This window comes from Colwellia sp. D2M02, assembly GCF_018860755.1.
Lineage (GTDB): Bacteria > Pseudomonadota > Gammaproteobacteria > Enterobacterales > Alteromonadaceae > Colwellia > Colwellia asteriadis.
Genome location: NZ_JAHKPW010000032.1, coordinates 1 through 15,574 on the forward strand (window position 1 = coordinate 1; position 15,574 = coordinate 15,574).

The following is a 15,574-nucleotide window of genomic DNA, read 5'->3' on the forward strand; positions in this document are numbered from 1 at the left end:
CGCTTTTATCTCGAACAAAGTTTAACCGCGAAAAATCAACAGCCCTTAGTTTAATATAACAATTAAACTAAGTTTTTCCCTAACATGGCAATTAAGCGTTGCATTTACACAACGTCACGGTAACATATCACTCCATTTTCAGAGTAAAAGCAAATTTGTAAAAATTTGATTACTATTTGATATAACAATATAAGAGGTCATTAAATGTCAGTTATAGCAATTACTGATGTATTAGCAGGCAAATTCCCTGTTAATGAAAGTATTACCGTGCATGGTTGGATCAGAACCCGCCGCGACTCAAAAGCCGGTATTTCATTTTTAGCCGTTCATGACGGTTCATGTTTCGATGCTATTCAAGCTATAGTGCCTAGTGATCTAGATAATTATCAAGACGATATACTTAAATTAACAACAGGTTGTTCAGTTAAAGTTACCGGTATTTTGGTAGAATCTCCAGGCCAAGGCCAATCATTTGAAATTCAAGCAACCGCAGTAGAAGTATTAGGTTTTGTTGAAGACCCAGATACTTACCCAATGGCCGCTAAACGTCACAGCATTGAGTTTTTACGTGAACAAGCACATTTACGTCCACGTACGAATATTGGCGGCGCAGTAACACGCGTACGTAACTGTTTAGCACAAGCCGTGCACCGTTTCTTACACAGTAAAGGCTATTTTTGGATCAGCACACCGTTAATTACTGGTAGTGACTGTGAAGGTGCTGGTGAGATGTTCCGCGTAAGTACCTTAGATATGGAAAACTTACCACGTAGTGAAAATGGTCAAGTTGATTACAACAAAGACTTTTTTGGCAAAGAAACTTTTTTAACCGTTTCAGGTCAGTTAAACGTTGAAACTTATTGTAACGCGTTATCAAAAGTATATACATTTGGCCCTACATTTAGGGCAGAAAACTCTAATACCAGCCGTCACTTAGCTGAGTTTTGGATGGTTGAACCAGAAATCGCTTTCGCTAACTTATCTGACGCTGCTGACTTAGCCGAAGAAATGCTTAAATACGTATTAAAAGCAGTTTTAGATGAGCGTCCAGATGATATGGCCTTCTTCCAACAGCGTGTTGATAAAACCGTTATCGACCGTTTGAACTCTGTTATTAATACAGAATTTGTTCGCTTAGATTACACTGATGCTATTACTATTTTAGAGAACTGTGATAAGCAATTTGAAAATGCCGTTTCTTGGGGTGTAGATTTAAACTCTGAGCATGAGCGCTATTTAGCAGAAGAGCATTTTAATGGTCCTGTTGTTTTACAAAACTACCCGAAAGATATTAAGTCTTTCTACATGCGTTTAAATGATGATGGTAAAACCGTTGCTGCAATGGATATTTTAGCACCAGGCATTGGTGAGATTATTGGTGGTAGCCAACGTGAAGAACGTCTTGATGTACTTGATAGCCGTTTAGGTGAAATGGGCTTAGATGTAGCCGATTACAGCTGGTATCGTGATTTACGTCGTTACGGCACCGTACCACATTCAGGTTTTGGTTTAGGTTTCGAGCGTTTAGTCGCTTATGCTACTGGCATGCAAAACGTGCGTGACGTGATACCTTTCCCAAGAACGCCTAACAACGCAGCGTTCTAAGAAAATAAGCATTAGCTTTGCTTCTTATATAAAGGCGACCATTGGTCGCCTTTTTTATGATTGTTGTTTGTATGCTTATTGGTTATAACGCACTATGTAATAACGCGCTTCAACATATTGTCAGTACTAATCCCAATACGTCACGAATTCCTCATAAGGTTTTGCGGGTTTTACTACCGCTTCTTTAGTTGGACTACCAATATATAAATAGCCAACAATTTCATTATCATTACTAATACCTAACGCTTTCTTTACTGTTGGGTTATAAGCAAAACCCCCAGTACGCCACATAGCGCCATAGCCTAATGAATATGCCGCCATTTGCATAGCATGAGCGCAGCAACCCGCAGTAACTAATTGCTCTTGTTTTGGTACTTTATGCTCAACAAACTTGGTGCTGATCACAATAATCATTGGCGCGCGAAATGGTTTTTTTGAGACTTTTTCAATTTTAAGCGCCAGCTTTTCTTCATCTTCATCCGCTAACTCTTCATGGGTAGCTTGAACAAATACTTCACTTAAACGTTGCAAACCTTGCCCTGTAATGACAGTGAAGTGCCACGGCTTTAAGGCACCATGATCTGGGGCGCGCATTCCCGCAGATAAAATGGCATCAAGATCATTATCTTTAGGGGCTGGGTGACATAACATTTGTGTCGACTGACGGTGCAATAACATTTCAATAGCGTTCATTTAAGAGCCTTTAATATAAAATATAGAGTCTGTTTATCTTTCATATGACAATGAAAGAAAAGAATAGCTAAAGTGTATCGTGTCAGATAATTAACTGCATTAAAAATCCTCATAAAACCGCTATTTAATGCTTGACTTAGTATGTGCATATCGCCAGTATAAAATCACTGATATACAAACAATCAACAATCAAGATATAGCCCAATGCTAACAACTTTATTGCCAACAATACCTATGCTTAACCGACTTATGCTGCTCAGCGTCTCTGATCGCTTAGCTAATTGTGTCTGTGTACCTAGCAATAAATGGCGATTAAGCTGGCCTTGTAGTGCGGAGTATTGAAAATATAAAAGAATAAAATTTATATTATTTTTTAAGCCGCAAAACTAAAACGTTGCGGCTTTTTTATTTTCTTCATTTTTTACCTTGATTGTTTACCTTAATTGAGGAGCTAATAAAAACAATATAAAACCGCTAACATCTCTACCCTGTTTGAAACCTACGGTTAAAAAATAATACTTAATTTGACTCAACATATGGCGGCTAAATAAAGGTACTAAGTTGATGTCAGGTTATACGTATTTATTAACTAAATGTTCATGCTGAGCATTATAACAAGGAGAAAAACCATGTCGGTGCCAATAGCCTATTTAGCGGTATTATTAATTTGGTCTACAACACCATTAGGGATTGTTTGGAGCAGTGAGTCTATTCCACCAAGTATGGCAGTGTTACTGCGAATGCTTATAGCCTTAGTGCTCGGCTTTATGGTGATTAAAAGTAAAAAAATTAATTTACCTTGGCACAAACAAGCCATCACATTATATAGCTACTCTGCTTTGGGCATTTTTGGCGGTATGATGTTTTCTTATCTAGCAGCGGGTTACTTATCTTCAGGCGTGTTATCACTGGTTTTCGGTTTATCACCTGTGATTTCGGCTATTTTAGCGCGTAAAATATTAGCTGAGCCTAAAATTAGTAGTATTCGCAAAAGTGCTATGTTTATTGCTCTAGCTGGTTTAGGCGTTGTTTGCGCTGATAATTTTACCTTAGCTGAAAATGGCATTTTAGGATTAGTTTTTGTTTTTTTAGCCGTATTCTTTTTTAGTTTAAGTGGAGTTTTAGTAAAAAGTGTTTCTTTAGCGATACACCCTTTAGCAACCACTGTCGGGGCGTTAAGTGTAGCAACACCGTTATTTTTTATCAGCTGGCTAGTATTAGATGGCAGTATTAATACAGAGCTTTGGCAAGCCAAATCTATTTGGGCCACTATATATTTAGGGGTGTTTGGCTCCCTACTGGGCTTTTATGCTTACTTTACGGTACTACAAAAGTTATCAGCAAGTACCGTAACGCTTATTACCTTAATAACACCGGTAATAGCACTGTCATTAGGCGCCTTATTAAATGATGAAGCATTACACTATAAGTTAGTATTAGGTGCATTCTTTGTGTTATTTGGCCTAGCCATTTATCACTGGGGTGATGTGTTTGTCAGCTATATAAAAAAAAGACGAGCACTTGTTAACGCTTAATGATCAATACAATAGTGAATAAACCAAAGATTCATCATGAGTCTTTGGTTTATCAACATTACCCCATCATAATCACATTAAATTATCTACCCGAGCTCGGGTTATCAGCCTGACCGGAGGTGAAGTGGCGCTTTACAATAAAATAATCAACACTGGTGTAGCGCCCTGCACCAATAAAAAACAACGCAAGTAACATAATGAAATACGTGGTAGAAAACTCAACACCATTATTGAGTATCACAATATTGCCTTTTTCATATAACCAATCAGTATTGCCATTTTCGTCAAGTAAATTTTTCATTGCCGTTAAACGCTTAGCGGCTTCATCACTATTATCTAAACTCGCCTTGGCGCTATCAATACCAACCCAAGTTAATACTTTTGCAGGACTTATTGCACTATTCGTTGGAGTAATAGCAAACCAGCCATGATCAAGGTGAACCGTTGTAGCTGCCACAAACATAGTAAACATCAAAGGAATTGTGACGAGTCGAGTTAACACGCCAAAAAGTAGTAGCCAACCACCAAGCAGCTCAACAATAATAACTAAGTTTGCCAGTAATGCCGGAAAAGGCAGACCTAAGCCCCATTCACTATTACCAAACCAAGCAATAATTGTAGGATCAGCCATTAGCGCGGTAACGCCATGCACCTCATCGTTGAGCAGTTGTGTTTTACTAAAGCCCGCCATAATAAAAACAGGGGCTAAATAAGCCCTTAACATTAAGGCAGGTATACCATCAAAATTTTTTAGTTTTGCTATAAAGCTTTGATAACAAGTGGCAATAGATTTCATCATTGGAGCTTCTTATATACAGTTAAATAGTAGCGTATAGATTAAGACCTCGCTAAAGGGTAGTTCATTTCATTAATATAAGATCATTATTACTTACAAACTTACGTGAGTGATTGTTATCTTTTGATAAATATTAAGTTACTATAAGGTTAGGTATAATTTTAAAATAAGAGATCTTATGAATAAGAAACCCAACATCATTAAACGGATTTTCTCAGCACTTTGGCGCAGTATTACTTTTACACGTAACTTAATATTAAATTTAATCTTTTTTGTCTTACTATTTTCCTTTATTGCAGTTATCGCCAGCAGTGAAGACCAAATAATTGTGCCAGAAAAAACCGCCCTAGTTCTGAACCTTGTTGGTGATATTGTCGAGCAAAAGCGTGAAGTGGATCCAATGGAAACATTCATTAATGAAGCGCTTGAGCAACAAGAAGAAAATCCAGAAGTATTACTGGCCGATTTAGTCAAAATTCTTGAAAAAGCGAAAAAAGATGATCGGGTACAATTATTAGTTTTACAACTACAAGGCCTAAACCGTACTGGCTTAACCAAGCTACAAGATGTTGCAGCGGCATTGAACGATTTTAAGAGCGATGGTAAAAAAATTATCGCGTTAGGCGATCAATACACACAAGATCAATATTACCTAGCCAGCACCGCCGATGAAATATGGTTAAACCCTAAAGGCTTTATGCTTATTGAAGGCTATGGTCGTTATAACATGTATTTTAAATCTGCATTAGATAAGTTAGCAATTAATCAACATATCTTTCGCGTAGGCACATTTAAATCAGCAGTAGAGCCATTCATGCGTGATGATATGTCTGATGCCGCTAAAGAAGCCAATAAATTATGGTTAAACGATTTATGGCAGCAGTATAAAACGGATGTTGCCAATCGACGTGGTTTTGCTATTGATAACTTTGATGAAAATGTTGACGACTTAGTTGCAAAGTTTTCTAAAGCCAATAGTAGCTTTGCTGATTATGCTTTAGCAAATAACTGGGTTGATCATTTAAAAACTCGTCAGGAAATGCGTAGCGAGTTAACCGAACTGGTTGGCAAAAATAAAAAAGGCGATAGCTACAGCCATATTGCTTATAAAGATTACCATAAAGTAACCAGCTCGCCACTAGCGACTGAGGCTGCTTTAGCAAAAACAACAACAGCGGATAAAGTTGCCATTATTGTTGCCAAAGGCACTATTTTAGATGGTACGCAAAAGCCTGGCACTATTGGCGGCGACAGTACCGCTAAATTATTACGTAAAGCCCGTAACGATGAAAACGTTAAAGCGGTTGTGTTACGTGTAGATAGCCCAGGTGGTAGCGCTTACGCTTCTGAAATTATTCGCCAAGAAGTTGAGTTACTCAAAAAATCGGGTAAACCTGTTGTGGCATCAATGGGAACCTATGCAGCGTCTGGCGGCTATTGGATTTCTGCACCAGCAGATAAAATTTATGCGGCTCCATCAACCATTACAGGCTCTATCGGCATTTTTGGGATGATGATGACATTTGAAGATTCATTAAGCAAAATGGGAATTTACACCGACGGTGTTGGTACTACTGACATTTCAGGTTTCAGCCCTACTCGCCCATTAACCGATGGCATGAAGCAATTGTTTCAATTATCAATTAATAAAGGTTACCAAGACTTTATTACCTTAGTGGCTAATAACCGCAATATGACTTTAGCGCAAGTTGATGCTGTAGCTCAAGGTCGTGTTTGGACAGGTAAAAAAGCAAAATCTTTAGGTTTAGTTGATGAGTTAGGTACCTTAGATGATGCAGTAGTAGCTGCAGCGACGTTAGCCAAATTAACCACTTATGACACTTTACTGATAGAAAAAACACCTTCTACCCGTGGTAAATTTATGGAGGCGTTAATGGGCAATGCAGCTAACATTACTGCGATGCTAAATGGCACTCAAGCAAATAGTGTTGTTGAGCTAGCAACACATACAGCAAGTAACGAACAAGGTCTTGGTGTGCTCGTTAACATGTTGAAAACCCAAGTAGAGCAAGTTAATGAGTTTAATGATCCACAAGGTAAATATACCTTATGTTTAGCTTGTACTAGCTTATAAACCACTAACAAACATCAAAATTTAAAAATATTTAAAGGCAGTTATGTAACCCATAGCTGCCTTTTTATTTTAGCGCGTTTTTTACATTTATTAGCCATAGCTAACGCAGCTACGATATAATGACAGGTATGTAGGGCTCAAATACGATAACAACAATGAAAAAGAAAATTTATGTCGCTTATACTGGCGGTACTATTGGTATGATGCAAAGTACTCAAGGGTTTGTGCCTATTAAAGGGCATTTGACCGACTCAATTAACGGTTTACCTGAGTTTCATCGTAGTGAAATGCCTGACTTTACCATTAATGAATATCAACCATTGATTGATTCTTCTAATATGACGCCAACTGACTGGCAGCGTATTGCTGAAGATATCAAAGCCCATTATGACGACTATGATGGTTTTGTCGTATTGCATGGTACAGATACCATGGCTTATACCACTTCTGCCTTATCATTTATGTTTGAAAATTTAAGTAAGCCCGTTATTGTTACCGGCTCACAAATCCCGTTAAGCCAGTTACGCTCAGACGGACAAGTAAATGTTCTCAATGCTATTTATATTGCAGCAAATTACCCGATCAATGAAGTTGGCTTATTCTTTAACAATAACTTATACCGTGGTAACCGTTGCATTAAAGCTTATGCCGATGGCTTTAATGCCTTTGATTCACCAAACATGCCGGTACTATTAGAAGCAGGAATAAATATTAAACTAGTTGCTGGTAAAGTTGCTCCACCCGCCACGACTATTGAGCCACTACAACTGACTTATATGACACCTCAACCTATAGGTGTAGTGCATTTATATCCGGGTATTAGTAGTGCTGTTGTAGAAAATGTTATTAAACAACCAGTAAAAGCATTGATTTTACGCAGTTATGGAGTTGGTAATGCTCCGCAAGATGAAGCATTACTCAATTGTTTAGCTAAGGCAAAGCAGCAAAATATTATTGTTGTTAATTGTAGCCAGTGCATTAGAGGCACCGTAAATATGTCGGGTTATGCAACAGGCAATGCTCTTAGTGAAGCTGGCGTGATCAGTGGCGCTGATATGACCTTAGAGGCAACACTTACTAAACTGCACTACTTACTAAGTAAAAATTACAGTTACGATGAAATATGCGCATTAATGCCAAAGAATTTACGGGGTGAGTTATCCGCCGTTGCTAATTGAGATTTTTATCACGTTAGCTTAAAAGTAAATCGGTCTTGCTAGTATGTTATTAAACCTCTTAACCCGAGCTTAGATTAAATACTGATTTTAACTCGGGCTTTTAATTTTAGCTGCGCTTATTTTCCGCTTAACCTTTTCACGTAACTTAATACATTAACCTGAGTTCAGGTTAATATATTAAGGTTTTAACTAACACAGTAAACCGCTTTTAGACGAGCTAATAATGCGCTATCTTTTTCACTCAGTTGTCCTAAGTGTAACCATTCAACAAGACAATCGGTTAGGTTAACGTCACTGCCTGATACCATTTGTTCTTGCATTAGTTTTACCTGAACTGCCATACGTTGTTCACTATATTCAGCAGGTGATGGCTTTTTAGCTAAAATTTCAATGGCTAAAGTTTGCTCAAAACGCTCGGTTGCATCAGCAACACCATTAAGTGTAACTTGCTCACGTAAACGTTTTTGCCAGAAGCTTGAAATACTTTGATAGTGTTCGGTTAACGCTAATTCGTCGGTAGTCATTGACTGACCACATAATGAGTTTAATAAACTAAATACCGATGACCACTGTCGCTGTTGCTCTTTCTCATTAGCCGTGTTTATTTTTGCTTTTAAGTCGTTAATAAACTGCTCAACACTATTAGCTACGCTTTTGATCACTGGTCGCTGCGAGGTAATTTGCTGTAATAAATCACGAGCTTGTTGCTGTGTTTGCTTTAAAGCAGTTAGCGTTGTCTCTGTGCCATTTGCTAACGCACTGGATAGTTGCTGCAATTGCTCTGAAAATGCTTGCTCTTGCTGTGATACCATCGCTTGTTGTGTCGACTTTTCTTGTGCGCGTTTGGCAAAAACTTCATCATTGATAGTACGAAAACGTTGCCATAATTTGCTTTCTTTAGCATTACCGGCAAAACCAACATTACGCCAGTTTTGTTGTAACTGCTTAATTTCTTCAATAACCGTAAAAACATTATCACTATTTAACAGGGCTTCTGCTTTAGTGATAAGCGCTTCTTTTTCATTAACGTTGCGTTGGTGAAAGGCGCTAATTGCTGCTTTTATCGGTTTAATAATCGTTTTGAATTGACCTTGCAGTTTTTTATATTCGTTACGATCTATTTCTCCAGCGTGTTGCCAGTTATGTTGTAATTTATTTAATTGTGCATCCAGCTTTTTAAAATCAAGCGACGGACTGAGCTCACCACTCTCGTGATTAGCATTATCGGTTGCAGTTAATTCAGCAGCCAATAATTGCGCATCAGCTAAAATTTTATGCCGAGTCACTAAATGTTGCTCTCGTAACTTATCCTGCTCTGCGTAAAATAAACGACACGGCGCAAAAGCTTCTTCACAAGCTTTGTTAAAGTGCTCGTTTAGCTCATTATCTACCGCTTCATCGGCGTGGCCTAGCGTATTCCATATTTTACGGAACTGTTTTACTTTTTCAGCTTGTTCATTTGGGTTATCTAATGGTGTTGTCACTAAACTTTGTATATCAGCTAACAACTCTTGCTTACGAGGAGTAGCAATGTAATGTTCCCAGTCACTTAACTCAGCAAGCTGTGTGTGTACATTGTCATAATCGCGTTGTAGCTGTTGCTGTTGCTTAGCTGACAATAAGGTAAAATCACTTTTTAGCCCTTTAAATAAACCAAAACACACTTTATATTTACCCGCTAATAATAAGCGCTTAATGTCGGTAAGCTTTTTCTTGTTTTGAAAGAAAAGATCTTTTTGGGTTGCTTGTAAAGGCTTTAAACCGCCTTGCCATAAACTAACAATTTGTAATTGTGAGTCTTTTATTGATTGCGGCAATACCCCTTTTGTTTTTGACTCAATAACTTTCCAGTCGTTTAACCAGTTATTATAGGTTTCTTGGCGATCATTTAATTGCTGTAGGTTATCAGGTAAAGTTAATTGAGAAATACGAGAAATTAACGCTGTTGCTTGACTAACCGACTGTGCAATATCAGGTAATTGCCCTAGTTTTTCTCTTAACTGAGTAACCTGTTTGCTGAAAACCTCTTGCTCTTGTTCATTCAAAACGGAGTGTTTAATATCGGTTGATAGCTGCTTAAGCGTTGCTAAAAAGCTCGTTTCATCTAACTTATCGCTATAAAAGCTGTCACTATCAAAGCTATCGCTTTCAAATATTGCCGTAGTTAATGCTTGGTTGGCGTTATTTATTTGTTTGCTAAAATTTGCTTTTGCTTGTTGTTTATCAAACGCGAGTTTATCAGCAATTTTTTGTTGTTCAAACGCTTCTACTTTAGCGGCATAAATTGTTGTAAGTTGCGCAGAAATAAGTTGATATTTTTCGGTAAGCTCGGTGTTATCATCAGCAGTTAAGCATGACATTTCTGTGCTTAGCTGTTGCCACTCTTGCTCTAAAGCTGATTTTTTAGTGAGGTAGGTTCCATAATCCAGGTTATCTTTTAACGCTAACAGCTTTGATAAAACGAGTTGTAACTGTTTTTTCAATTTATTAGGTTTTTCTGCAACCTCATGAAGCTGTTGTAATTTATCAGTGATTATTTTAGCAATAGTTTCATCACACGCCTTTTTTAATAGCTTCTCTAATAGCTTGCTGTCGTCTATTTGGTGCAATAAGTGCTGCTGTACTTGCACATTTTGCTTTTTAATAAAGGTTTGCGTTAGCAGTAAGCTACTTTGTTTTTTGCTATTGAGTTGCTCAAATAATGGAATAACAAGCTCACTTCGCTGTTCTTGGTTTAGCCACTGTTCTAATAATGTGCTATGAGCGTTATCACTTTCAATAAAAGCAATTTTCTGCTCGGTCGATAATTGCTGTTTTGGCTCGCTCGTTGTTTGTACTGATTGCTGTTCAAGCAGCATATCGGTTAGTTGTTTAAGTGAAAATAGTTTAACTTTTTCGTTTGAGTTATATTTGCTTGCTTGTAAAAAATAATCAAAGTTATTCAGTTTAATTAGCGCTGCTCTGCGAACTAACTCATTGCTATCTTCATTGATTAAATTGATTAAAATATCGTGGTGTGTAGGATCTTGAACGTGTAAATCGTTATTAATGGCCGCAATTCGAACATTACTGTCTTTGTGCTGCCAAGTAGGTTTACTTTTAAATAAAGAGGAGAAAATCATCGAATTGTATTCACATATAAAAGGGAAAAGTTATTACATCGCTAAAACGCTATAATTCATTATTGCTAAAATAAGCAATATCAGCCTTAGTTGGCTTGGTACAAGGAACGATTTCTTCATCGCTTTTAGCGCTACTAAACTCTGCTTTTAGTTCACGCTTATTTTTTTCAACAATTTTACCATCAGCGCCAATAGTTAGCATTTGGTCATTATCAAGGTGGCGTGCTTGGTAAGCCATGGTTAATTGTAATGCCATTGCTCGCTGGCTCTCTTCGACAACAGTACCTTCAGGCCATTTACCGGTTTCAGCAGCACACTTTAAACGTGTATACATATCTGCAGACATAGTGTCGATTGTATTTAATAAGTTCATAAGTTTTCCAAATCTGACTACTATTTTTTATGTTTGGTGAAAAGCAACATAGCACGTATAACAATATAAAGAATAAATCCGATAACAGCACAAACCATAGCACTGGTATGTTGCCATGTACCCGGCTCAACGTTGTCCCAATACATAAAAAGAAAGCCACCACAAAAAAGCAACATAGCAATAAATGAGTAATTCATTAATCGCTGCTTTTTATTAATGCGATTTATTTTTTCAATGGTTTGCATTTTTTCTGAGTCAAGCTCGTTCAGCGATATATTACAGTGCGAGCATGTTTTTGCTTTATCAGATATTTTTTTCTTACAGCTTGGACAATTTATTACGGCCATTTAATTACTCATAAAATAGATATTAGTCGTAGTGATAACGTTATTAGTGCTAAAGCACATAACAAAAATTCGACTAAGTATACCTGACCTCATACGCTATTTCACTAGCGATATAGACTAAATTAATGCTATTGATAAAAGTAATAAAAAAGTCAATTTGTTAAAACAGATATAAAGTAATCCCCATTAAAAATGCCGCGCATATTACTGCGCGGCATTTGATTAATATCAATGTAATTTAACGATATTTTTTAACTATTTTTGTTTAGACTCGCTATCACTATTATTTTTAGCTATACGTTTTTCCCAAAAGTCAGCATTAGTGATACCAAGTTTTTTAGGATCAAAAGTAAAGGTTGTTACACCACGCTTTTGTTGTTCTTCATAATCTTTTAGCGCTTTCAGTGCTGGCTTAGACATAAAGAAAATAATTAAAATACCAATAATATTAAGCCAAGCCATCATACCAACACCAATATCGCCCATACCCCAAGCTAAATCGGCAGCTTTAACTGTACCGTAGAAAGTGGCTGAAATTAACGCTACTTTTAAAATGGTGTTAAGTACTGGAATTTTGAATGTTCTTCGAATGTAATAAACATTATTTTCTGCAATAAAGTAATACGCCAAAATGGTCGTAAAGGCGAAGAAGAATAATGCAACAGCAACAAAAGGTTTACCCACTCCTGTAAAAACACTTTCAACGGCAAGCTGAGTATATGCAGGGCTATTAGCCGCAACTGTCGCTGCAACATTTTGCACTAAAAACACATCATCTATGCCATGAACGTTATATGCGCCAGTAATTAAAATCATAAAGGCCGTTGCTGAGCAAACAAATAAAGTATCAATGTACACCGAAAATGCTTGTACTAAACCTTGTTGTGCTGGGTGATCAACTTCTGCTGAGGCTGCTGCGTGAGGGCCTGTACCTTGACCCGCTTCGTTAGAGTAAACACCACGCTTTACGCCCCAACCTATTGCAGCACCAAAACCTGCCATCGGGTTAAACGCATCATTAATAATAAGCATAAATACCGCAGGTAAACGGTCGATACTTAAACCAATGATCACCAAAGAAACTAAAATATAAGCAAGTGCCATAAATGGCACAACCACTTGAGTAAAGTGAGCAATGCGCTTTACCCCACCAAAAATAATAAAACCTAACAGTAGAACAATCGCTGTAGCAGTATAAACTTTTACCATACTTAGCTCGCCAAGCGCGGTATCAATAGAGTTACCTTGGCCAAATACCATGGTGATAGCTTCACCAATGCCATTTGATTGCACCATAGGTAATAAAACACCACAAGCAAGGATCGTTGCTAACGCGAATATCCATGCGTACCATTTTTGTCCCATCGCTTTTTCAATATAGTAAGCGGGACCACCACGGTAAAAACCGTCTTTCTCTTCTTTGTATATTTGCGCACTAGTTGATTCAATATAAGCGGTAGCAGCACCAAAAAAAGCAACAACCCACATCCAAAATACAGCGCCAGGGCCACCAAAACCAATGGCAGTTGCAACACCTGCAATATTACCCGTACCAACGCGACCTGATAACGAAACTGACAGTGCTTGAAATGATGACAAACCTTTTTCAGAGCTTTTTCCAGACAATAACAGTCGCCACATTTCACTAAAATGACGTACTTGTACAAAACGCGTGAGTATAGTAAAAAACAACCCCGCTCCCAAACATAAATAAATTAATGCTGGGCTCCATATAATTCCATTGAGACTATTGACAAAATCTTGCAAAGTTAATTCCTCATCTTATTTTATTTATTGTTATATAGATAAATACGCAAAAGGCGAATTCACTATGAATTCGCCTATTTCATTTATAATATTAGCTGACTACCTTAAGTCATCCAACATATGATAAACCCCTGTTAAGAAGTCTCGGCCTAATAAGCTACTACGTTCATCTGACCAACCTACGCTGTAATCTGGGAGTAAATCATTATCTTTAAATGGCATTTCAATGGTATACGCTAAACATTTAAATTGATTACCAACCCAGTTGGTGCCAACCGTTGGGTTCGCTTTACCTGGCTCATCTTTAGCATAACCACGCTCATCTTGAAACTCAGGGGTAATGGCGACCATAATTTCTTTGAACTTGTCTTCAAGTGCCTTATGACGAGCATCGTAATTTACAACACCTTCACAGCCAGCAACAAAGTTCACTGGTAAAGCTTCATCGCCATGCACGTCAAGGAACATATCAACGCCAATCGCTAACATTTGTTCACGTACCAAGAAAACTTCTGGGCTACGCTCCATTGTTGGCTCTAACCACTCACGGTTTAAGTTTGCGCCACAAGCATTAGTACGTAAATGACCACGAACACTGCCGTCTGGATTCATGTTAGGTACGATATAAAATACGGCTTTATTTAATAAAGCACGAGCAACACCGTCATCTTCGTCAAGTAAACGGTCTAATAAACCTTCAACAAACCACTCAGCCATAGTTTCACCTGGGTGTTGACGCGCAGTGATCCAGATTTTACGTTTACCTTCGCCCTCTTCACCTACTTTTAATAAGGTCATGTCACGACCATCAAGTGTTTGACCTAAAACTTGAACTTGGCAATCAAGGTGCATTTGTGCGTTATGAATTAAGTCTTGATGACGCTCATAACTATAAGGTGCAAAGTAAGCGAAATATACTGAGTCGTATTCTGGCGTTAAAGTTATTGTTAACTTTTCACCATCATATTCTGTCGGCACGCGAAACCAATGCTCACGATCATAAGAAGCAACGGCTTGATAATCAACCCAACCATCGGTGTAAGCTGCTTTACCAGCGTTATTTAAATGAAGAACATGCTCTTGACGTTCGCCATTAATTGGCGCATCGGTTTGCAACTTAAAATGGAACCATTGATAAAACTCTGATTGGTGATCATGTTTTATTTCTAATTGAATATTATTAGCATTAGTTGCATCAATAACGCGGATATTACCGCTGTCAAAATTATCAGTAATTTGCATAAGGGCTCTTCTTTCGTTTTCTTGCGAGAGTATTAATGAAAGTCATAGTGTACACAAACAATACTTAGATCACTATATCGAACCTTATAAAGATCGTAAATAAAGCCCTAGCTCTGATGAATAGCCCATTGACTTTGCTGTTATAACGTTATCTTTATCTACAATGTAATAGCTTGGGTAGCCGGTAATAGCAAAAGCTTGCTTGGTTTTCTCATCACCTAACGCAATAGGAAAAGTAAGTTGATGTCGTTGTGTAAACTTCAACACTTCTTCATTACTTGTGTAATCAAGCGCTATAGCAATCACATCAACGTCCTCGTTATGCTGAAATAAGTTTTGTAAATTACCAATACTGGCATGACAAACTTGACACCAAGGAGCAAAGAAATAAAGTACGGTAGTGTTACCTTGTGCTTGTAAAGCCACAGGTTCACCGTTTAAGGTAGATAACATAATCGCACCACTTTCATTATGATGCTGTGCTGGTGTATTAAGTGATGTTACGGGTAAGTCGGTGTCGAGCATACTTCTTTCTCTTAATAAAGAAAGTAACTGAAATGCCAGAATAAAAATCACTAATTGAATCGCAAAACTACGTAGCACGTATAAACCTTTTATAAAAAATGAAATGACGAATAAATAGACCTGAAATGAATAAAATTTATTACAAGCCTCTTGCTATAATTTAATGTAACTCATCTCATTATAATTACAGCTGTTTAACCCTATTTATAAACTAACTTAAAAATAAAGGTTAAAAAACAAGATGCTGATTAAGTAATTACTTGCCATAAAAAGGGTTCCGCCACTATACTGAGATA

At 37.5% G+C, this 15,574-nt stretch carries 12 protein-coding genes; 4 read left to right on the forward strand and 8 right to left on the reverse strand.

Features of this window, described 5'->3' with window-relative positions:
* Nucleotides 1-204: 204 nt before the first annotated feature.
* Entirely contained in the window at nucleotides 205-1,605 is a 1,401-nt protein-coding gene (gene asnS, locus KO495_RS04065) for an asparagine--tRNA ligase (RefSeq protein ID WP_215979120.1), read from the forward strand.
* Between the two features lie 126 nt (nucleotides 1,606-1,731).
* Here asnS and KO495_RS04070 read toward each other — a convergent pair whose 3' ends face one another.
* Nucleotides 1,732-2,298, reverse strand: a complete 567-nt coding sequence (locus tag KO495_RS04070; protein WP_215979121.1) for an NAD(P)H nitroreductase — start codon at nucleotides 2,296-2,298, stop codon at nucleotides 1,732-1,734.
* Nucleotides 2,299-2,927: 629 nt separating this feature from the next.
* Here KO495_RS04070 and KO495_RS04075 point away from each other — a divergent pair.
* Complete coding sequence (locus KO495_RS04075; protein ID WP_215979122.1) at nucleotides 2,928-3,833, forward strand: DMT family transporter; 906 nt, start codon at nucleotides 2,928-2,930, stop codon at nucleotides 3,831-3,833.
* An 82-nt stretch (nucleotides 3,834-3,915) separates the two neighbouring features.
* Here KO495_RS04075 and KO495_RS04080 read toward each other — a convergent pair whose 3' ends face one another.
* Nucleotides 3,916-4,629, reverse strand: coding sequence for a DoxX family protein (locus KO495_RS04080; protein ID WP_215979299.1), 714 nt, complete (start codon nucleotides 4,627-4,629; stop codon nucleotides 3,916-3,918).
* Between the two features lie 178 nt (nucleotides 4,630-4,807).
* Here KO495_RS04080 and sppA point away from each other — a divergent pair, with 178 nt between their 5' ends.
* Nucleotides 4,808-6,724 (forward strand): signal peptide peptidase SppA, encoded by a 1,917-nt coding sequence (gene sppA / locus KO495_RS04085; protein ID WP_215979123.1) that lies wholly within the window; start codon nucleotides 4,808-4,810, stop codon nucleotides 6,722-6,724.
* A gap of 155 nt (nucleotides 6,725-6,879) precedes the next feature.
* Entirely contained in the window at nucleotides 6,880-7,902 is a 1,023-nt protein-coding gene (gene ansA / locus KO495_RS04090) for an asparaginase (protein ID WP_215979124.1), read from the forward strand.
* Nucleotides 7,903-8,087: 185 nt separating this feature from the next.
* On the opposite strand, the gene KO495_RS04095 is transcribed toward ansA, so the two are convergent.
* The 6 genes from KO495_RS04095 to KO495_RS04120 form a co-directional block, all read right to left on the reverse strand.
* Nucleotides 8,088-11,024, reverse strand: coding sequence for a DUF349 domain-containing protein (locus KO495_RS04095; protein WP_215979125.1), 2,937 nt, complete (start codon nucleotides 11,022-11,024; stop codon nucleotides 8,088-8,090).
* Nucleotides 11,025-11,073: 49 nt separating this feature from the next.
* Nucleotides 11,074-11,397 (reverse strand): DUF1315 family protein, encoded by a 324-nt coding sequence (locus KO495_RS04100; protein WP_215979126.1) that lies wholly within the window; start codon nucleotides 11,395-11,397, stop codon nucleotides 11,074-11,076.
* 20 nt (nucleotides 11,398-11,417) lie between these two features.
* The gene (locus KO495_RS04105) at nucleotides 11,418-11,744 is read right to left on the reverse strand and encodes a YrhK family protein (RefSeq protein WP_215979127.1); all 327 of its coding nucleotides are present in this window, start codon (nucleotides 11,742-11,744) and stop codon (nucleotides 11,418-11,420) included.
* Between the two features lie 255 nt (nucleotides 11,745-11,999).
* Nucleotides 12,000-13,511: an alanine/glycine:cation symporter family protein gene (locus tag KO495_RS04110; RefSeq protein WP_215979128.1), complete on the reverse strand. Its 1,512-nt coding sequence runs from the start codon at nucleotides 13,509-13,511 to the stop codon at nucleotides 12,000-12,002.
* A gap of 99 nt (nucleotides 13,512-13,610) precedes the next feature.
* Entirely contained in the window at nucleotides 13,611-14,753 is a 1,143-nt protein-coding gene (locus tag KO495_RS04115) for a M14-type cytosolic carboxypeptidase (protein ID WP_215979129.1), read from the reverse strand.
* Nucleotides 14,754-14,837: 84 nt separating this feature from the next.
* Nucleotides 14,838-15,356, reverse strand: a complete 519-nt coding sequence (locus KO495_RS04120; RefSeq protein ID WP_343817436.1) for a TlpA disulfide reductase family protein — start codon at nucleotides 15,354-15,356, stop codon at nucleotides 14,838-14,840.
* Nucleotides 15,357-15,574 lie beyond the last annotated feature (218 nt).